Source organism: Thiomicrolovo sp. ZZH C-3 (assembly GCF_054862725.1).
In genome coordinates this window covers 383117-403006 of sequence record NZ_JBTKXX010000001.1, presented here as the reverse complement: position 1 = coordinate 403006, position 19890 = coordinate 383117, and the positions used below count along the sequence as shown (strand labels likewise).

General features: G+C 58.3%; 18 protein-coding genes, 1 tRNA gene and 2 pseudogenes. 10 read left to right on the top strand and 11 right to left on the bottom strand.

Features of this window, described 5'->3' with window-relative positions:
* Window positions 1-84: 84 nt before the first annotated feature.
* The gene (locus ACXWTF_RS02095) at window positions 85-1206 is read left to right on the top strand and encodes a hypothetical protein (RefSeq protein ID WP_461713383.1); all 1122 of its coding nucleotides are present in this window, start codon (window positions 85-87) and stop codon (window positions 1204-1206) included.
* Between the two features lie 3 nt (window positions 1207-1209).
* Here ACXWTF_RS02095 and ACXWTF_RS02090 read toward each other — a convergent pair whose 3' ends face one another.
* The 9 genes from ACXWTF_RS02090 to ACXWTF_RS02050 form a co-directional block, all read right to left on the bottom strand.
* Window positions 1210-2535 (bottom strand): GGDEF domain-containing protein, encoded by a 1326-nt coding sequence (locus tag ACXWTF_RS02090; RefSeq protein WP_461713382.1) that lies wholly within the window; start codon window positions 2533-2535, stop codon window positions 1210-1212.
* On the bottom strand, window positions 2532-3086 hold the full coding sequence (locus ACXWTF_RS02085) for a YfiR family protein (RefSeq protein WP_461713381.1): 555 nt from the start codon (window positions 3084-3086) through the stop codon (window positions 2532-2534). The genes ACXWTF_RS02090 and ACXWTF_RS02085 overlap by 4 nt, the downstream gene beginning before the upstream one ends.
* A complete protein-coding gene (locus ACXWTF_RS02080; RefSeq protein WP_461713380.1) occupies window positions 3083-5131 on the bottom strand; it encodes a TonB-dependent receptor plug domain-containing protein in 2049 nt (682 codons plus the stop codon). The genes ACXWTF_RS02085 and ACXWTF_RS02080 overlap by 4 nt, the downstream gene beginning before the upstream one ends.
* A gap of 84 nt (window positions 5132-5215) precedes the next feature.
* Window positions 5216-5836 carry a uracil phosphoribosyltransferase gene (gene upp / locus ACXWTF_RS02075; protein WP_461713379.1) on the bottom strand — a complete coding sequence of 207 codons (621 nt, stop codon included), beginning with the start codon at window positions 5834-5836 and terminating at the stop codon, window positions 5216-5218.
* Window positions 5837-5921: 85 nt separating this feature from the next.
* Window positions 5922-6275, bottom strand: coding sequence for a 50S ribosomal protein L20 (rplT, locus tag ACXWTF_RS02070; protein WP_345970534.1), 354 nt, complete (start codon window positions 6273-6275; stop codon window positions 5922-5924).
* 98 nt (window positions 6276-6373) lie between these two features.
* On the bottom strand, window positions 6374-6565 hold the full coding sequence (gene rpmI, locus ACXWTF_RS02065) for a 50S ribosomal protein L35 (RefSeq protein ID WP_231020065.1): 192 nt from the start codon (window positions 6563-6565) through the stop codon (window positions 6374-6376).
* A gap of 132 nt (window positions 6566-6697) precedes the next feature.
* On the bottom strand, window positions 6698-7231 hold the full coding sequence (gene infC / locus ACXWTF_RS02060) for a translation initiation factor IF-3 (RefSeq protein ID WP_345985891.1): 534 nt from the start codon (window positions 7229-7231) through the stop codon (window positions 6698-6700).
* Window positions 7228-9036, bottom strand: coding sequence for a threonine--tRNA ligase (thrS, locus tag ACXWTF_RS02055; RefSeq protein WP_461713378.1), 1809 nt, complete (start codon window positions 9034-9036; stop codon window positions 7228-7230). The genes infC and thrS overlap by 4 nt, the downstream gene beginning before the upstream one ends.
* A gap of 139 nt (window positions 9037-9175) precedes the next feature.
* Window positions 9176-9251, bottom strand: a tRNA-Val gene (locus ACXWTF_RS02050).
* Between the two features lie 151 nt (window positions 9252-9402).
* Between ACXWTF_RS02050 and ACXWTF_RS02045 the strand changes: the two genes are divergently transcribed.
* Together ACXWTF_RS02045 and ACXWTF_RS02040 are read left to right on the top strand one after the other, a co-directional pair.
* The gene (locus tag ACXWTF_RS02045; protein ID WP_461713377.1) at window positions 9403-9816 is read left to right on the top strand and encodes a hypothetical protein; all 414 of its coding nucleotides are present in this window, start codon (window positions 9403-9405) and stop codon (window positions 9814-9816) included.
* Window positions 9813-10892, top strand: a complete 1080-nt coding sequence (locus ACXWTF_RS02040; protein WP_461713376.1) for a DegT/DnrJ/EryC1/StrS family aminotransferase — start codon at window positions 9813-9815, stop codon at window positions 10890-10892. Before ACXWTF_RS02045 ends, ACXWTF_RS02040 begins: the two co-directional genes overlap by 4 nt.
* Here ACXWTF_RS02040 and ACXWTF_RS02035 read toward each other — a convergent pair.
* Entirely contained in the window at window positions 10889-11704 is an 816-nt protein-coding gene (locus tag ACXWTF_RS02035; protein WP_461713375.1) for a hypothetical protein, read from the bottom strand. The two genes, ACXWTF_RS02040 and ACXWTF_RS02035, sit on opposite strands and share 4 nt — an antisense overlap.
* A gap of 184 nt (window positions 11705-11888) precedes the next feature.
* On the opposite strand from ACXWTF_RS02035, the pseudogene ACXWTF_RS02030 reads away from it, so the two are divergent.
* The 7 genes and pseudogenes from ACXWTF_RS02030 to amrB form a co-directional block, all read left to right on the top strand.
* Window positions 11889-12791: pseudogene (locus ACXWTF_RS02030) on the top strand (DNA topoisomerase); the annotation flags it as partial.
* Between the two features lie 15 nt (window positions 12792-12806).
* Window positions 12807-14432, top strand: a pseudogene (gene topA, locus ACXWTF_RS02025) (type I DNA topoisomerase); the annotation flags it as partial.
* Window positions 14433-14610: 178 nt separating this feature from the next.
* Window positions 14611-15132 carry a metallophosphoesterase family protein gene (locus ACXWTF_RS02020; protein ID WP_461713374.1) on the top strand — a complete coding sequence of 174 codons (522 nt, stop codon included), beginning with the start codon at window positions 14611-14613 and terminating at the stop codon, window positions 15130-15132.
* On the top strand, window positions 15129-15977 hold the full coding sequence (locus ACXWTF_RS02015) for a biotin synthase (RefSeq protein WP_461713373.1): 849 nt from the start codon (window positions 15129-15131) through the stop codon (window positions 15975-15977). Before ACXWTF_RS02020 ends, ACXWTF_RS02015 begins: the two co-directional genes overlap by 4 nt.
* A 3-nt stretch (window positions 15978-15980) precedes the next feature.
* A complete protein-coding gene (locus ACXWTF_RS02010; protein WP_461713372.1) occupies window positions 15981-17144 on the top strand; it encodes a cation:proton antiporter in 1164 nt (387 codons plus the stop codon).
* A 63-nt stretch (window positions 17145-17207) separates the two neighbouring features.
* A complete protein-coding gene (gene amrA / locus ACXWTF_RS02005; protein ID WP_461713371.1) occupies window positions 17208-17786 on the top strand; it encodes an AmmeMemoRadiSam system protein A in 579 nt (192 codons plus the stop codon).
* On the top strand, window positions 17786-18565 hold the full coding sequence (gene amrB / locus ACXWTF_RS02000; protein WP_461713370.1) for an AmmeMemoRadiSam system protein B: 780 nt from the start codon (window positions 17786-17788) through the stop codon (window positions 18563-18565). The genes amrA and amrB overlap by 1 nt, the downstream gene beginning before the upstream one ends.
* A gap of 239 nt (window positions 18566-18804) precedes the next feature.
* Here the strand turns inward: amrB and ACXWTF_RS01995 are convergent, their stop codons facing one another.
* Entirely contained in the window at window positions 18805-19800 is a 996-nt protein-coding gene (locus ACXWTF_RS01995; protein WP_461713369.1) for an NAD(P)-binding domain-containing protein, read from the bottom strand.
* Window positions 19801-19890: the final 90 nt, after the last annotated feature.

Sequence of the window (19890 nt, the reverse complement as noted above, 5' to 3'; positions counted from 1 at the left end):
CTTGGCTCGGCTTTCGGGAACTCACAGCCGACTTTCTCTATAATGTGCCCAAAAACCGAAGGTGCCCCAAAAAAAGGAGTCATATTGCCCAAAATCAGCAAAGCCATCGCCAACCTCGATGACAGCGAACTGGGCGATAACCTGCTCTACTACGACTACCACGTCAAGCATCTGCTCTCTCTGGTGAAAAAGGGGCTTGGACCCGACAGCGACGCCTTTATGAGCGCCTACCGCTCCTTCGAGGGCGAAGTCTTCGAGAACTACGCCTACGAGATGCTGCTGCGCTACGCCAAACAGCACAAGTTCATCAAAAAGTTCATCGTCAAGGGCCCCCACAAGAAGCGCACCAAAGCCCAGCCCAACGCCCTCTCCGTCAACTGGAAGGGGCAGATCGTCTACCGCATCAAGCGTAACGAGATCGGCGAATTCGACGCCATGTTCTTTACGGAGAAGGAGCTCTACTTCGTCGAGATGACCCTGGTGGGCTCGGTCACGAACCTGCGCAAGCGTATGCGGAAAAAACGCGCACTGCTGCAGACCCTCTTCCCCCACTATGACATCAAGGCCCTCCTGATCCTCAACGAAGGGGTGACGGGGGTCAGCACCCTGCCCGATTATGCGACGGCCTGGGTCACCAAACCCTACAGCGCCGCCAGCGTGTTCGAGTGGCTCAAACAGGAGAAACGGCCCCGCCGCAAGCCCTTCAAACGCATCAGCGGCCCACAGATCGTCGGGACGGAAGAGCTCAAAGTCCACCCGTTCCGCTACTACAACACCCTGGGGTGGGTACTGAACAAAACGAGGGTCAAGAACGGGGTGATCAATACCCAGTTCCTCTTCTCCAAAACCGTGCAGCGCTACCACGATCTCTTCGTCAAGATGTACATCGGCTACATGGAACCGGACGCCTTCAAAGAGCGCTTCCCCACGGTAGCCAATCCCAATGACGCCCGGGCCTATATTGCGGTCGAAAAAGAGCATACCGGCGGCTATATCCTCAACTTTTTTCTCTCCCACAGCCGTAAGAACCTGGAGCTGATCACCGAGCGCAACGGCCGGCCCCACTCCGTCAAAAAAGACCCCTACGGCGTCACCGTGACGGAGATCGCCTATATCAGCAACGTCATCAAACCCCACCATGCCATGACCACGGCCCAGGTCGACACGGTCATCCGTAAACTCTCAAAACACCACGCGGAGGAGTAGCTCCTACTCCTTGTCGCAGGTACCGTAGACAATGCGGTTCCGTCCCGCCTTTTTCGCCCGGTAAAGCGCCTCGTCCGCTGCGGAGATGCACCTGGCGATACTGTCGTGGGGTCCCGGGATAAGCGAGCAGAAGCCGAAACTGAGCGTCACCCCGCTCACCGACTCCGCCGGCGGGGGCAGGGAGCCCATCTTCCATACCTTCTGCTGCAGACGTTTCACCAGGTCAAAGGCATCCTCGTACCCCGTATTGAAAAGAATGATGGCGAACTCTTCCCCGCCGTAACGTGCCACCAGGTCCGTCGCGCGCTTGATCTCGCTGCCGAGGATCCCGGCAATCGCACGGATCACTACGTCGCCGGCGGGGTGGCCGTAGGTATCGTTGACCCGCTTGAAATGGTCGATGTCGCAGATCACAAGTGACAGCGGAATCCCTTCACGCACACAGATCGACCAGTGCTCCGTCAGATGCTCCTGGAACGAACGCCGGTTGGCGATCCCTGTCAGGACATCCAGGCGGCTCAGGGCCGTCAGGCGCTCGTTGGCCGATTTCAGGGCCTGTTCCGCCGCCTCCCGGATACGGATCTCCTCTTGCAGCTGCGCATTGGTCCAGCTCAGCTCGTCGGTGCGTTCGCGTACCTTTTCATCCAGGTTACGGTTGAGTGCGTCGAGCTCGGCGGTGTAGTGGCGGATACGTTCAAACATCTGCTGCATAGAATCCTCGATCATCTGCACCTCTTCGCAGCACGCCGCGGGCATCGTACTCATGTCATCGGTTTTGGGGTCAAAGTCCCGGATCCAGTTCAACAGGATGTAAATCGGCCGCATGGCATAGTGCAGAATGACGATCAGCAACAGCAGCAACAGTCCTGCAACGAGGATAAAACTGATGATGAACGTCCGGTGTTCATGCTCGGTCATCTGGAGCACCCGGCTGGTAAAGACGAAGGTCACCTCGCCCAGCGCCCTCCCGCCTTGCGGATCCGGAAGTATCTTATGCAGGCGGATCATCGGCCCTTCCGGCGGTTCCGCTACCTTTGTATCGATCGTCGCCATACGCTCGGACTTCAAAATGATGCGCACCAGGTCGGGGTTCTGCTGCACCAGCTCCGTCATGTACTGCCGGTTCTCCTCTGCCAGGTCAAAGGCGGTATTGACCGCCAGGACGGGGAGCACCGTATTGGCGACGGTCTCATACTTGCTCCGTTCGGTGGTATTGAGGATGGCTTTGAGCTTGACTTCATACTGGTACTGCACCAGCAAGAAGAGCGCAAAGGCAAAGATGATCACGGTGCCGAGGATACGGGTACGAACGCTGACGGATGCTTTCATTCCGCCTCCTTCGGCAGTTCCAGGAACTTGGAGATGCGTTTGAGCCCGCTGCTGAAGTGGATGCCCGCAGCTTTTGCCTGTGTCAGGTTCAGGTAGGGACGGACGCTCCGGCCGACGTGCAGCGAGATCAGCACCCCCTCTTCAAGGTAGCGGTTCTCATACGATACCGTCAATTTATGCTGTGCCGTCGCAAAGGAGACGGCGCGTCGGATATCCGGTGCTTCCGCACTGAGCAGGAAGAGGAGTTCGCAACGCCCGCAACGCTGTTCCAGCTCCCCGTACCGGCTTTTGATAATCCGGATCTGCTTCCCCTTCCAGCCATCCGGGTAGGCGGCGCGGACCATGCCGGCGAAGGCGTCGGCCACCTCCTCTTCCCCCTCGTCATACACGACGCAGATCGACAGAACCCCCTCATCGGTATCTGCCACCCCCTCGCTCATCATCAAGAAGCGCGGGGCCAGCTTGGCCTGGGTCTCGAGCAATACCGGTTCATACTGGTACGCCGCCAGGGCCAGCGGCAGCAGTAGCACCAGGAGGCAAAACCGTTTCAAAACCGGTACTCTGCTTCGACAAGAAAATTTCTGCCCTCCCGGGGAAGCCCTTCGGGGTGGCGGGAGTAGTAGCTGGGGTAGCGCACGTCGGCACCGGTCAGGTTTTTCATGCTGAACTGCAGACTCCAGTGTGCCGGGCTGACATAGGCCAGCGTCGTATCCAGGGTCAGATAAGGGTCAAGGTTCACCGACCCGGCGCGCGCCTCGAACTCGCGGTTATAGGGGTGTTCCCCGATATATTTGAGCAGGAGCGAGAGCGAGAAGAGCGGCGACATGTAGTGGACGTAGTACCCCTTGGTCATCCAAAGCGCCGCCGTCGGCATCAGTTGCTCGATCCCGCTGTCGGCCGTCTGGTAGGTCGTATGGGTATACGAGAGGCTCAGGTGCAGGTGGTCCTGGGCCAGGAGCATGGCGTCATAGGCCATTTCAAAGCCTGCCGAGGTCCGTTCCGGCCAGTTCTTGTAGCCCCCTTCCGCAAGACTGTCATCGATGTCAAGGACATCGCGCTGCAGCGCATAATAGCCGTTAAGCTGGAAACGCTGCGCGGCGTCTTTTTTAAAAATGGCGATCGCCTCGAACGTGTCTGTCGTTTCTGCGTTTAACCCACTGTTGCCGGCACGGGTGCCGTCACCGGGGCCGTATTCGACCGAATACTGTTCGACCCAAGAGGGGACACGGAAAGCATGGCCGTAGTTGAGCTTGAACTGCCACTGGTCGTTCGGCGTGTAGAGGGCCCCGAGCTGGGCGCTCGGGTAGAAACGTTTCTCTTTGGTATAGTAATCCCCCCGTGCGGCGAGCAGCAGACCGACCTTTCTGCTGACATCCCAGTTATCCCGCAGGTAGAGCGCAAGGTTATCGCGCCGCAGCCCCTCCTCCACCACCGGACGGTCTCCGTAGGGCGTGATCGTATCCGTGATCGCATTGCTGCGTTCACGGATACGCTGCCAGAGGACGCCGGTTTCAATGGCATGCCCCTCGATTGCCGTACTCTTCAGGCGGCTCTCGGCCCGGAATTTATCCTCGCTTTCACGGACATTGAAACGGTAGGGGATCCACACCCCAAGGTCCGGCTCCCGGTAGTAATCCTGTACCTTGATATCGAGATCGTAATAGCTGTAATCGAGTGTCGTGGTGAGGGATGTTTCACTGCTCAGCGATGCTTCATATCCCGCCTCCATGAAAAAGTACCGCTCGACGTTCCGGGGGTCCGTATCAAGTTCCAGGCGTTCATTCCAGCCGTAATAGTTCCCGCTCTCCCGGCTCTTCAGACGGCTTTTCAGGCTCCACCCCCCATGCTGAAGGGTCATCCCGATGCTGTAGTCGTTCAGGCGCTCATTGCTTTCGGGGGCCCGCAGGAACGGAATGGTGTTCCTGCTCACGGGATCGTAGATATTCTTCGGTACGAATGCATCGCCGGCCTTGAGAAATTTGTCCGAACGCTGCAGGTACACGTCCGCCTGCAAAGACGTCTCAGGCCCGAATGCCGTGAAAGAGCGTCCGCCCCCAATTCGGTAAGCATAACTCCCCCCGCCGAAGAAGAGTGCACTGCCGTCAGATTGGCTGTGGCGGGTTGTCACGCTGATCACCCCGTTGAACGCCCCGTTACCCAGATAGGCGGACGCCGGTCCTCGCAGCACTTCGATCCGCTCGATGATCGCCACCGGGAGCTCCAGGAAGGTCGCCGTGTTGGAGAGGAACGCAGTTTCTATGGGAACGCCATCGAGTTCAAGGCGGGTTTTGTCGAAGGTGAAGGTGTTGGGATTGTCCAACCCCCGGACGATCACTTTTTTAACCCCGAACTGGCTGATACTTGTCTCAATACCGGGCATGATCGAGAGGGCTTCAAAGAGGGTATTGACCCCGAGCCGGAAGAGCTGGTCATGTTCAAGCACGGAGACCACCGAGGTCGTATAGTCGAGATTCAGGCCGGCGGATGCTATATCGCGGTTGGCTTCATCCAGCAGCGCCGCCAGGTCATCGCTTCCCGTTGCTGATGCCAGCAGCGTCAGCGGGAAGACGCATCCCCATACTAATCCTAATTTCACCGATCAACCTGAATCCGATATCGCATACGCCTATACTAGTGAAGAAAATATAAGGAGATTGTTAAAATATGCGATTATATATAGCTAGAGTGTATTAAATGCACGGTCACCGGCATCGCCGAGGCCGGGGAGGATGAATTTTTCCGAACTGAGACCACGGTCGATCTGTGCGATGAACATCGCAAGATCCGGATGGCTTTCGGTCACCTTCGCCACCCCTTCTGGGGAGGCGATGATATGCAGCGATGTGAGCTTCGCGGGTGCTTTTTTCCGCAGCAGCGTCACCGCATCGATCAGCGACCCGCCCGTGGCCACCATCGGGTCGACAACGACGACATGCTTGCCCCGGCAGTCGGGGACACGGTCGTAATAGAGCTTCGCTTCGTGCGTCGTTTCATCCCGTTTCATCGCCAGGAAACCGGAGGCCGCCTTCGGGAAGAGTTCCATGGCGGCATCGAGCATCGGTAGCCCCGCACGCAGGATGGTCACCAGCACGATCTCCGACTCATCGACCAGCGCATAGTCGTCCTCCCCCTGCCAGGTGCCCAGCGGCACCGGTTTCAGGTCATCGCTCTTGAACGCCGCATCGGCCAGCAGCAGTGTCAGCTGCTTCACCAGGCGGCGAAACTGCTCGGCGTCCGTCATCGCGTCACGCAGCCGGTTGATCAGATGGGTTGTGAGGGGGGAATGAAGTGCATGGGTCATGGATGCTCCTCGGAAGAAGGGTCATCAATTGTACAGAAGATTGTCTAAAAGGGAAAAAGAGGGACGGGGCCGCAGCCCCGGAAGATTACAGTGCCGCTTTGGCCTGTGCGACGACGGCGGAGAAAGCCGCTGCGTCGTTCATCGCCATATCGGCAAGAATTTTACGGTCAAGCTCGATGCCTGCTTTTTTCAGACCGTTCATGAACGTAGAGTAGTTCATATCGTTGAGGCGGCATGCCGCGTTGATACGAACGATCCACAGTTTACGGAAGTCACGTTTCTTCTGCTTGCGGTCACGGTAAGCATAAACGAGGCTGCGCTCGAGCTGCTCTTTCGCTTTGCGGAAGTGTTTGCGGCGGCCGCTGTAGAAACCGCGTGCAAGTTTCAGTACTTTTTTGTGACGACGGCGTCTGACGACACCCGTTTTTACTCTTGGCATATTCTTTTCCTTTCTTTACCCGTTCATCTCTTTCAATGTTCCGGGTGCCGCTGTGCGGACTTGCCCAGTCTGGACTGGAGAGTGATCTGTTGGACCGCTTACGCGATCATCTCTTTGACGGCTTTGGCATCTGTATTTGTCAGATACTTCGGCGTGTTCTGCTTACGGCGTGTACCGGCATCCTGTTTTGTCAGGATGTGGCTGCGAAACGCTGTACCGCGTTTGACTTTGCCGCTTTTCTTGACCTTGAAACGCTTGACAGCGCCCTTGACCGATTTCATCTTTGGCATCGTGCATCCTTTCTGTAATCTCGACATTTACACCTGCAGGTATAAAATGAGGACGCGATTATAGCGTAAAAAGCGTTAAATTGGAATAGCGTGTTTGAAAGATGCCGGCAGATGCCGGCGGAAGAGGAAGGATTATTTCTTCTTGTCGTCTTTTTTCGGCAGGACGAGCATGTTGTAGTAGCGTCCTTCCAGGCGGGGTTCTTTGTCCATGACGCCGATGTCTTCGACCATCGGCCACACCTTGAGCAGGACATCCTTCGCCGCTTCGGGGTGGGCCATTTCGCGGCCGCGCAGGAAGACGCGGAATTTGACGTGTTTGCCCTCTTCGAGGAACTCGCGGGCGTGTTTGACCTTGTAGCCGACGTCGTTCTCGGCGATCTTGACGGAGAGTTTGATCTCCTTGACCTCGATCTTGACCTGCTTCTTCTTGGCCTCTTTTTTCTTCTTCTCTTCTTGGTACTTGAATTTACCGTAATCCATGATCTTCGCAACCGGCGGTTTCGCCGTCGGGGAGATCAGAACAAGATCGAGTCCGAGCTCATTCGCTTTGTCCATCGCGACTTCTGTCGGGACGATGCCCAGTGCCTCTCCGCCGTCTACTACACAGCGTACCTCGTGAGCTCGGATGTCATCGTTCATGATGACGCGGTCTTGTTTTTTACTCAAAAATGTACCTCATTAATTTTCTTTTGGATCAGCCCGATAAACTCCGTTTCTGAGAGCTCATACTGCGTCCGTTCGCGGCGGTCGCGTACCGCCACCTTTTTATTGCCTACCTCTTCATCACCGATAACGATGATCATAGGCACCCGTCCTTTTTCCGCTGTACGGATCCGTTTGTTCAGACTCTCGTTCTTATCGAAGATCTCCGAATCGGCGCCGATATCCATCAGCGCGTCGGAAAGTTCCTTCGCGTAAGCGTTGTGTGTCTCGGCAATCGGGATGATCGCCACCTGCGTCGGTGCGACGAACATCGGGAATTCCCCAGCGTAATGCTCTGTCAATATACCAATAAATCGCTCAAATGAACCTAAAATGGCACGGTGGATCATCACCGGCTGTACCTTGGCGTTGCCTTCGCCCGTGTATTCGAGTGCAAAACGCTCCGGCAGGTTGAAGTCGAGCTGGACCGTACCGCACTGCCACTCGCGTCCGATGGCATCGGTGATCTTGATGTCGATCTTCGGCCCGTAGAAGGCCCCGCCCCCCTCGTCGATCTCATAGGCGAGGTCGTGTTTCTCCATCGCCGTTTTCAGCGCATTGGTTGAGATCTCCCACACCGCGTCGTCGCCGACGGCCTTCTCCGGCTTGGTAGAGACCATCATCTTATACTCGAAACCGAAGGTCTGCATGATCTTGTCAACGAAATCGATGACTTCGATGATCTGCTCCTCGATCTGTTCCGCCGTACAGAAGATGTGCGCATCATCCTGTGTGAACTCCCGAACCCGGAAGAGCCCATGCAGCGCCCCCGTCATCTCGTGGCGGTGGACAACACCGTACTCGAAGTACTTCAGCGGCAAGTCGCGGTAGGAGTGCAAATCGTGTTCATAGGCTTTGATGTGGCCGACGCAGTTCATCGGCTTGACACCGAACTCGATCTCGTCGATGTTGGTGAAATACATGTTCTCGCCGTAGTTCTGGTAATGCCCGGAGGTCTTCCAGAGGTCCGAACGCAGCATCTCCGGCCCGCGGACCGGCTCGTAGCCGCGCTTGCGATGCGCTTTAAAGAGCAGCCCCTCCAGGCGGGAACGCAGGCGCCCGCCGGCCGGCAGCCAGATCGGGAAGCCCGCGCCGACCTCTTCGCGGAAAGTGAAGAGCTTCATCTCGTTGCCGATCTTGCGGTGGTCGCGTTTCTCCGCCTCCGCCATGCGGTCCAGGTAGGCTTTGAGGCTCTCTTTGTCCGCGAAGGCGATCCCGTAGATACGGGTCAGCATCTCGTTCTTGCTGTCGCCGCCACGGTAGGCCCCGGCGATCTTCGTCAGTTTGAAGTGACGGATATGGCGCACGCTCGGCAGGTGCGGACCGCGGCAGAGGTCCTCGAAATCGCCCTGCTTGTAGATGGAAACTTTTGTCTCCGGGATCCGCTTCAGGACATCGAGTTTCAGCTCGTCGTTGCCGAATTTGTGTTTCGCCTCTTCCATGGAGATCTCGTAGCGTTCGATGTCATACTTCTTCTTCGCCAGTCTGAGCATCTCTTTCTCGATCGCCTTCAGGTCCGCTTCGCCGATCTCTTCGTCGACTTTGAAGTCGTAGTAGAATCCCTCTTTGACGACGGGACCAACGAAAAATTTGGCATTGGTGTAGAGCGAATTGATCGCCTGGGCCATCAGGTGTGCCGTGGAGTGGCGCAACACTTCCAGGGCGTCGTCCGAATTATCCAGTGCGATCGCTTCCCCGCTGATTCCGAGGGCCTCGGCGGTTTGCAAATCAATGATATCGTCGTTATGTTTGAGTGCAATAGCATCCATCAATCTCTGTTCCTAACATTCATTTTGTCACGGGACACCCGAAGACGTCCGAAAATATTGGCGTGATTCTAGCGCATTTTCCTATGGAACTTCGTTAAAGGATCATATAAAAGAAAGGATTTAATGTTGTTTGGAAGAATGGTGGCCCCAACAGGACTTGAACCTGTGACCACCACCATGTCAAGGTGGTGCTCTACCAACTGAGCTATGGGACCATTCAGTTAAGAGGCCGAAATTATAGCTCCATATACTTTAGAAATTGCTTAAGAGATGTACGTTTTCCGCATCCCCCATCCCTCTGCACAAAAACCGTTAAACAACAGCAGCTATGCTATGATTATAGACTTACACACGCAAGGAGCAGCAATGACGGCCATGGAGTTGGAGCGTTCACGTATGGCGGGGCATCCCGTCAATGTCAATCCTTTTTTGCTTTTTGTCCTGCTGTTGATCGCCCCCTATGCTTTTTTTCTCGCACTCCTGATTCTCGTCACGGGAGAACTTGATATCCTGCTGCTGATCGAGACGGTCTGGCAGGGGGAGTGGCGCGCCTATATCAAGACCTGGGCGATCGGCAGCTTTGTCCTGGCCCTGCTCGGGACGCTCCTCTTCGGCGGCTACCGTACCGAACGCTATCTCCTTCGCAAACGCTCCTCCCGGACCGTGACGCCGCAAAGGGGAGTGCAGCACAGCCACTTCGTCATCGAAGCGGAACCCGAGCCCAAAGACGAGACCCGCTATGCCGATCTCGATGATGCCATGGAGTCGCCGAAACAATGAGTACCCCCGGCGGTACCTCCGCACCGATCCCCTTCTCGGCGGGGGAAAGGGAGCGTGACCTTCTTGCAGCGCGAACCTTCGCACTCGACCCCAAAGCCCCCTCCCGCCTGGAGCGCGCCGTCGCGGACTACCACGGCTGCGCCCATGCCGTGGCGTTCGACTCCCCCGCCTCCGCCCTAGAAGCCGCCCTCATTGCGGACGGGGGAGGAACGGTCGTTACCGACCCCATGGCCCCGCCGCACCGCTCCGGCGCGCTGGCCCGTAGCGGGGTGCATCCGCACTATGCCGACATCGGTCTCGGCGGCGTCCTGATCCCCGCCTCCCTCAAAGCGGCCATCGATTCGGAGACAAACACCCTCCTTTTCACGCACTTTGCAGGCATCCGTGCGGCGGTTCCGGAGATCCCGGCAACGATTGCACTGATCGAGGATGCCACGGGCTCTCTCCTCCCGGTACACAGCTCCGGGAGCGCCGTCTGGTCCCTCGCGCCCCTGATGCCCGACGGCGTCAGCCCCACGGGCTTTCTGCTCACCGACGACGGGGCGGCCGCGGCCCATGCACGCCGCTGCCGCGAGGGGGGCCGGAAACCGGGCAGCCTCTGGAACTACGATCTGCCCGTCCGGGGCACCGAATCTTCCCTAGACATCCTCGCCGCCGCCGTGGCCCTGGAACAGCTGCAGCACCTGGAGGCCGCCTGCGACCGCCGACGCGAAAACAGCGCCCTGCTGGGCGAAGCGCTGCGCAGTTCCACCCTTTTCGATTGTATGAAGCTCAGCCCCGATGACGCGCCGGCCAGCTTCCCCATCCTGCTGACCCCGCAGCTCTACTGCCCGAAAGAGGATATTTTCGCCGGGATGGAAGGTGCGGGAGTGGAGGCTGTCGTCTGCTGCAAACCGCTTTACAAGACGACGGCGTTCAAAGAGGAGGGGGTCCGTTTACCGGTGACGGAGGATTTCTACAAGGCCCTGCTGCAGCTGCCCTGCCACCACAGGCTGACCGCCGAAGAGGTCAGGCAGGTCGCGGCGGCCGTGCGCGAAGCGACGGAACGCTACGCCTACCGGGGATGCCGTTTCTAGTCCCCCACGGCGATCCGCAGCGCCAGCACGTTGGCGATGCCGAGAATCATCATCGCGGGGTAGAAGAGCGCGGCCGTCAAGAAGACCACCACGACCGGCCCCAGCAGCGGGATCAGTACCAGCACCATGACGAGCGCGGCTATTCCCATGAAAACAAGTCCCAGGTAGAAGACGAAGCGGAAGTACTCCCCCCGGGCCGCCGCCTGCCACACCGCCGGCGTGAAGACCGAAAACACCGCCTTGAACGCTTCACCGAAAGTGTCGGAGAGTATCACCCGTCCCTGGGCGATGGGGTAGACATAGGCGATCAGCATCCCGACGATCAGCATCGGCAGCACGCTGATGCCCATCGCCTCCGCAAAGGCGATCATCTGCGCCTCGTCGTAGGCGGGATCTTCGAGCGTACCGGGGTCGATGCCCACGGCGAGTACCAGTACCATCCAGAGCAGGAAGAACCCCATGCCCATCACGAACCAGGCCAGCCACGCCCCGAACGCCGGGGCCTGGTAGCGGGTCATAAAGGCGGTAAAAGTCGTCTGCTCCGCCGTAGTGATAAAACTGTTGATACTGTCGGCGTTGACCAAGGTGCGCCCGACATAGATCTGTACCGACTGGGCGAACACGCCCAGCGCCACGGCGGCGACCACTCCCAGCAGCGGGATCAGCTCCAGCAAGGAGAGCAATATAAACGCGGCCAGGGTCGTCAAAGCCAGTGTGCGGTTGCGCTCCACGAATTCCCACCCGAGACGAAACGCGTTCTTTACCGGCTCCCGCCGGGCCTCGTCAACGAGGCGATTCTCTGTCAGCTCCATACTTCCCCCTGTCATAATATCCGACCATTATACAAAACCGCCGCCTTCAAAGGCCTGCACCTCCTCAGGAACAATCGGCAAACTTGCCTCTGCCTTAATCCCGCAATCCGGCTTCGCAGCGTTAAAACTTTTTTCGCTACACTTGCGAACTCAAATCGCCAATACTATATATATAGGAAACTCATTGAAACTGATTATCGTAGAGTCCCCGGCCAAGGCAAGAACCATCAAGAACTTCCTCGGAAAAGGGTACGAAGTCATCGCTTCCAAGGGGCATATCCGCGACCTCCCCAAAAGCCGTTTCGGCATCAAAGTCGACGAAGAAGCACGTACGCTCACCCCTGAATACAGCGTTTCCAAGGAGAATGCGCCCACCGTCAAACAGATCCAGGAACTGGCAAAGAAAGCGGATGAAATCTATATCGCGACCGATGAGGACCGCGAAGGAGAAGCGATCGGATGGCACATTGCCCATGCGATCAAAAAGGACCCCGCCGCCCTGCCGCGCATCGTCTTCCACGAGATCACCAAAACGGCCATCGCGCACGCGTTGGAGACGGCCCGGGAGATCGACATGGACCGCGTCAACGCCCAGCAGACCCGCCGCCTGCTCGACCGCATCGTCGGTTACAAACTCTCCCCGCTGTTGAGCTCCAAGATCCAAAAAGGGCTTTCCGGCGGCCGCGTCCAGTCCTCGACACTGAAGATCATCGTCGACCGCGAGCGGGAGATCAAGGCCTTCACACCCGAAGAGTACTGGACCATCGATACCGTCTTTGCCCCGGGCATCGACGCCAACCTCTACAGCTACGAGGGTGAAAAACTCGACAAGCTCGCCATCAAGAACCAGGCAATGGCCGAGGCGATGACCGAGCGTATCCGCGGTGAAGCCTTCAGCGTCAATGCGATCGAGACCAAGCAGCGCAAGACCTCCACGCCGCCGCCGTTCATGACCTCGACCCTGCAGCAGACGGCGTCGAGCAAGCTCGGCTTCTCCCCGAAAAAGACGATGATGCTGGCCCAGACCCTCTACGAAGGGGTCAAAACACCCAGCGGCACCTCCGGGGTCATTACCTACATGCGTACGGGGNTCTTTGCCCCGGGCATCGACGCCAACCTCTACAGCTACGAGGGTGAAAAACTCGACAAGCTCGCCATCAAGAACCAGGCAATGGCCGAGGCGATGACCGAGCGTATCCGCGGTGAAGCCTTCAGCGTCAATGCGATCGAGACCAAGCAGCGCAAGACCTCCACGCCGCCGCCGTTCATGACCTCGACCCTGCAGCAGACGGCGTCGAGCAAGCTCGGCTTCTCCCCGAAAAAGACGATGATGCTGGCCCAGACCCTCTACGAAGGGGTCAAAACACCCAGCGGCACCTCCGGGGTCATTACCTACATGCGTACGGACTCCCTCAATATGGCCAAAGAGGCCGTCGAAGCGGCCCGCGACACCATCGTCAAGACCTACGGCGAAAAGTACCTTCCGAAATCCCCCAAAGCCTACGGCAAAAAGGCAAAGGGGGCCCAGGAGGCCCACGAAGCGATCCGCCCGACGATGCTCGACTTCACGCCGCAGGTCGCCGCGCAGTACCTCAAACCCGACGAACTGAAGCTCTACCGCCTCATTTACACACGCTTCCTCGCCTGCCAGATGACCGACGCCGTGTTCGAGCAGCAGTCCATCACCTTCAAGAGCGAAAGTGCCGAGTACCGTGCGACGGGACGCAAACTCCTCTTTGACGGTTTTTACAAAGTCCTCGGTACCGACGACAAGGACAAACTGCTCCCGACCCTCGAAGAGGGGCAGAGCATCGCCCTCGAATCGATCGCACCGACCCAGCACTTCACCGAGCCGCCGTCACGCTACTCCGAAGCGAGCCTGATTAAGAAACTCGAAGCCGAAGGGATCGGCCGTCCGTCAACGTACGCACCGACGATCTCCACGCTGCAGGCGCGCAGCTACATCAACATTGAAAAACGCCAGATCGTCCCGACCGAAGTCGCCTTTACCGTGACCGAACTTCTGGAGAAGCACTTCCCGGAGATCGTCGACGCGAACTTCACCGCCAACATGGAGGAGGTCCTCGACAAGATCGCCGACGAGCACCACGACTGGCAGAAGGTCCTCATCGACTTCTACTTCCCCTTTATGGAAGAGATCGCCAAAGGGAAAACAGAGATCAAAAGCCTCAAGATGGCCGAGCCGATAGGGCGCAACTGCCCCGAATGCGGTTCGGAGCTGCTGATGCGCTCGGGCCGCTACGGCAAGTTCATCGCCTGCAGCGGCTTCCCCAAATGTAAATACACCGAGCAGGTCACCGAAGAGGGGGGCGAGGCAAAACCCGCCGCCGAACCGGAAACGACCGACGAGGTGTGTGACAAATGCGGCAGCCCGATGGTCATCAAAAGCGGCCGCAACGGCAAGTTCCTCGCCTGCAGCGCCTACCCGAAATGCAAGAACACCCGCCCGCTCGAAGCCCCGAAAGAGGCGGCGGTCCCCTGTCCGGACTGCGGGGGCAAGCTCCTCTTCCGCCAGTCGCGCCGCGGCGCCTTCTGGGGATGCGAAAACTATCCCAAATGCAAGTTCATCTCGAAGTTCGAGCCCACCGACAAGAAATGCGACCAGGAGGGATGCGACGGCGTCCTCGCCCGCCGCACCTACCGCGGCAAAGAGGTCTATGAGTGCGTCAAGTGCAAACACCGCACCCCGATCGAGGAAACCGAATAATCATGTTGTACAACAGAGATTATGGGAGCAGCAAAGCTGCGTGGGCACCCCGGGGGCACTTCCTTCAGGGCGCCTGCTGCCGAAGCATGGAGCACAGCGGAATTTCGCAGCGCAGCGAGGACAAACACAGCGTTAGCGTAACTAAAGGGGCTTTGCTCCTTTGGTGTAGGAAAGCATTATGAAAATCGGGCTGCTCTCCGATACCCATAAAAAGGTCGGCTACTCACAGCAGGTGATCGACCACCTGCTGGCCGAGGGTGCGGAGTTCCTGATCCACTGCGGCGATATCGTCAAAGAGGAGATGCTCCAGCAGCTCAAAAACAGCGGCAAACGCTACGTCGCCGTCTACGGCAACAACGACCCCCACCTCGCCGCGGTCCATAACCGCTACAGCCTGGTTCAGGAGCCCCACTACTTCAAACTGGCCAAGACCAAGTTCAAGCTGATGCACCTCCCCTTTTACATGAGTGCCGATGCGAGCATCGTGCTTTTCGGCCATACCCACACCTTCGAGTGCGATTTTAAAAACGGGACGCTCTACCTCAACCCCGGCGAAGCCTGCGCGCGTTCCAAACCGGTTTCGGAATGTGCTATGCTAGAGATCACGGATGACGCGTTCAACGTCACACAGTACAGCCGGCCGCTGGAAGAGGAGACCTTCCATGCCCGGCACTTCAGTTTCGAAAGGGAATCGGAATGACCGAAAAGGTTTTCCTCTGCGCCATCAGCAACATCAACAGCGGTACCTGCAGCGAAGACTGCAAGTTCTGCTCCCAAAGCGTCCGCTATAAGGCCGATATCGCCCGCTACAAACAAAAGCCCGTCCCCGATATCATCGAAGAGGCCCGAGCAGCCAAAGCCTCCGGCGCGCTGGGTTTCTGCCTGGTCACGGCGCACAAAGGGCTGGACGACCGTACCCTCGATTTCGTCTGCGAAGTCGCCGAGGCTGTCAACGCGGAGGTTCCGGGGCTGCGCCTGATCGCCTGCAACGGTACCGCCTCCGTTGCCCAGCTCGAAACCCTCAAACGCTCCGGGATCAAAGCCTACAACCACAACCTGGAGACCTCCCGGGAGTTCTACCCGCAGATCTGCACCACCCACCCCTGGGACGAGCGGTTCGAGACCTGCGAGAACGTCAATGCCGTCGGCCTCAAGCTGATCAGCGGCGGGATCTTCGGCCTGGGCGAGAGCCAGGAGGACCGCATCAGTATGCTCACCTCCCTGCAGCAGCTGAACCCGGTCTCCGTGCCCATCAACTTCTACCACCACAACCCGGCCCTGCCGCTGCGCCCCAACCCCCTCACGGCGGATGAGGCCCTGGAGCTGATCACCCTGACGCGGCAGATGCTGCCTGACGCCGAGCGCATCATGGTCGCGGGCGGACGGGAACTGATGTTCGGGGAGCGGCAGCACGAGATCTTCGCCGCCGGCGCCAACTCCATCGTCGTCGGCAACTACCTCACGACCGAAGGACGCGACCGCAATACCGACCTCGAGATGCTGCGCAGTCTCGGCCTCGCCGTCGCGGACAAAGTCGGGGAGTAACCTATGGATCATGATATCACGCTCATCATCACCCTGGCGCTGATCATCATGTTCTCCCCCTTTCTCGCCAAGCTTTTCAAGATCCCCACGACGCCGATCGAGATCATCCTCGGCGCCTTTTTCGGTTTCGCCGGACTGCTGCACGGCAGCCACTTCTTCGAATTCATCGCAGAGGTCGGCTTCCTCTTTCTCATGTTCCTCGCCGGGATGGAGATCAACCTGCGCACCTTCTGGCGTATGGACCGCACCGTGCTGCGCCGCATCACCCTCTACCTCATGGCCCTCTACGCCCTCTCCGGCATCGCCGTGTGGTACTTTGAGCTCGGCCGCATCTTCATGGTACTGCTGCCGCTGATCTCCGTCGGCCTCGTCGCCGCGCTCAACAAGGAGTACGGCAAAGCCGAATGGCTCGGCCTCGCCATGCTGGCCGGGGGGATCGGCGAGGTCGTCTCCATCGCCATCCTCACCGTCTCCTCCGCCGCCCTCGAATACGGCGACGGTATCGGGCTGTTCAAGACCATCGGTTCGCTGGTGCTCTTTATCGTCATTATCATGCTCGTATTCAAGCTGCTGCAGCTCTTTTTCTGGTGGTTCCCCGAGGTGGCAACCATGCTGATGCCCCATGTGGACAACCGCGAACAGGACGTCCGCCTCTCCATCGGCATCCTCTTCCTGCTCGTCGCCATCATGCTCTACCTCGACCTCGAACTCGCCTTTGCCGCTTTCATCGCCGGGATGTTCATCCCCACCTTTTTCGAACATAAGCATGAGCTTCCGGAGAAACTCGGCAGTTTCGGTTTCGGCTTCCTCGTTCCGCTCTTTTTCATCTATATCGGCACAACGTTCGACCTCAGTGCCCTGATGATGGAGGGGCTGATCTCCAAGGCGCTGATGGTCACCTTCTTGATGATCGCGATCCGCCTTATTGCAGCACAGATCTTCGCCCCCGCGATGGGGTGGCGCGACGCCCTGCGCATCGGCCTCAGCCACGCCATGCCGCTGACGCTCCTTATCGCCATCACGACCCTCGCCTACACCAACAACAGCATCGACAAGCTCCACTACTACGCGCTGATCCTCGCCTCGCTCTTCGAAGTCATCGTCGTCATGATCGCTATCAAACTGCTTCATATCGTCCGGATGCCGGCGGAAGAGCTCCACGGATAACCTGTCACCCCTGGTAACACTTTTTGTGCTATAATCATCTGATATGGCATAAAGGAGACGGCTATGACGCTTCAGACCCTCCTGCTGCAGCTTGCACGCGCAGCGATCGCATCGGTGTTCGGTGAACCTTTTCCGTTCGACAAAGCCGAACTGGTTGCACAATTCCCGGAACTGGATGAGCCCCGTGCCACTTTTGTTACCCTCAAGATCGGGGGAACGGCACTGCGCGGCTGCATCGGTTCCATCGTGCCGCACACCTCACTCTACGAAGATGTGATCGCCAATGCCAAAGCGGCGGCCTTCAGCGACCCCCGCTTTTCGGCACTGACCGACCGTGAATACCGCCGCTGCAGTGTGGAGGTATCGCTCCTGAGTGTTCCGGAGAATCTCCCTTACGACGATACCGCAGACCTGCGGCGCAAGATCCGCCCGAACGTCGACGGGGTCATCCTGCAGCTGGGGGGACGCAGTGCAACCTTCCTGCCGCAGGTGTGGGAGGAGCTGCCCGACTTCGACACCTTCTTCGCCCACCTCGGCCTCAAGGCCGGCCTGGGGACGGACGTCCTCAACCACCATCCCGAGATCTTCACCTACCAGGCGGAGCATTTCGAGGATGCCCCGTTAGAGATGGGAGGTGCATGATGAGCGCACGCACAACCGCACATGCCGGGACCTTCTACCCGGCCCAGGCTTCGGAGATCGAACGTTTTTTCAAAGCGTTCGAGGAGATGGGGAACGTCGACGTTCCCGAAACGCCGCGGGCGCTGATCGTCCCACACGCGGGGTATATGTATTCGGGCTTCACCGCACACCTGGCCTTTGAGCAGCTGCGCCACAGCAGTGCCAGACGTGCCATCGTCATCGGCCCTTCGCACCGAGTCGCCTTTCACGGGATGAGCGTCTCCCTCTTTGACGAGTTCTCCACGCCGCTTGGGGCACTGACCATCGACAGGGAATATGCGGAGCAGCTAAAGGAGAAATACGGGCTGGCATTCGAGCCCGCGATGCACATGGAGCACTCGACCGAAGTGCAGATGCCCTTCATCAGGCACTACGCCCCCCAGCTTGAGGTCGTGGAGATGGTCTACGGCGCCTTCGACCCGAACACCCTCGGCGGCATCATTACCGATCTGCTCAAAGACGAGGAGAACGTCGTCGTCATCAGCACGGACCTGAGCCACTTCTATACGGAGGAGGAGGCGAACAAGCTCGACAATATCTGCCTGAATGCCATCGACAAACGCGAACCCTCCATGATGCACTCGGGATGCGAAGCGTGCGGGGCCATCGGGGTCGAGGGGGTTCTCATCGCCGCGCAGAACGACGACCTGAAGGTCAAACTCCTCGACTACCGTACCAGCAGCTGGGCGACCAAGGATACGAGCAACGTCGTGGGGTATACATCTGCAGTGTTTTATTAATCATTAATACGAAATCCGAACAAGTCCGGCTTTCTACGCTAACGCTGTGTTCGCCTCGGCGGCGTGCCCACGCGCAGCTAAACCGCGCTTTTTAATCTTTCTCTGTCCGAAAAGGTCATTAGCGTGTCAGTCGGATCACCGGGGAATGGGATGTCCCGCGAGCGGCAGCTATTTGTCCTTTTTTCTTCCCGGTTCGGCTTCTTTTTTGGACAAGCAAAAAAGAAGGGGAACAAACATCTCTAGTCCAACCGCTTGATAACGTCGTCATCACGCCGCAGCGTCTTGTCGTTGTCGAGGATGTGCCGCGCGATATAGAATCCGTGATTGAGCCCCAGGGCGATGGAGCCTCCGCGCTCCTGGGTAATGTCCCCGGCGACGAAAATGCCCGATACATTGGACTCGTAGTTTTCATCGTGCACCGGGCACCCCTCTTCGATGCCGATGCCCGATCCGGTGAGAAAAGCGCTCGGCGTCGTCCCGCCGATGGCGTAGATGACGCGGTCGAAGCTCTCAGAGTCGCGCTCTTCGAAAATCACTTTCACCTTGCCCCCATCGTCTTCAAGCCCTTCGATGTTCGTGTTGAGAATAGGGCGCACCTCGCCGTGGGCGATGGCGTTGGCGATGTCGGTCTGGTTCGTCGGATTGGCCCGGCGGAATGTCGCGCGGCGGTAGCAGATGGCTACATCGTTTTTCCCGGCCAGGTCGACGGCGTACTCGACCGCCGAATCCCCGCCGCCGACGACGAGGATCTTCTCGTTCTCCGTCACGTCGTCGAGGGTGTAATTGACCTGTTTGCGGATCGAAGGCGGGATCTTGTAGTCGGGTTTGTTCGGTTTGCCCATGCGGCCGATGGTAACGACGACATAACGGGCGCGGATACTGCCGCCGGGAACCATGACGTCAAAGATGCCGTCGTCGCCTCTGACGATCTTCTGCACCTCCGTCTGCGTCTGCAGTTTGACCGAGTGCTTCGCCAACACCTCATCGAAGAAGTCAAGGGTGCTCTCTTTGGTACCGTCGATGAAGTAGATGTTGCCGTCGAGCTCGACCTTCTGCCCCTGCCAGTCCTTATCGACACGCTTGTTGTCTTTGTAGTACTTGCGGATCGTCTCGTTGTGGCTCTGCCCCTTCTCCAGGATGATGATGTCGCGCATCCCCAGGAGGTAGCTCTCCACCGCGGCGGCAATCCCCGCCGGGCCTGCCCCGATGATCGCCAGGTTGTAAATTTGGTCCATGCTCTCTCCTGCAGCCGTTTAATTGCCTATAATTGTAGCACTTTAGGTTAACGAAACCGTGCCGCTGCCACCTATTTGTTCTATTAATAC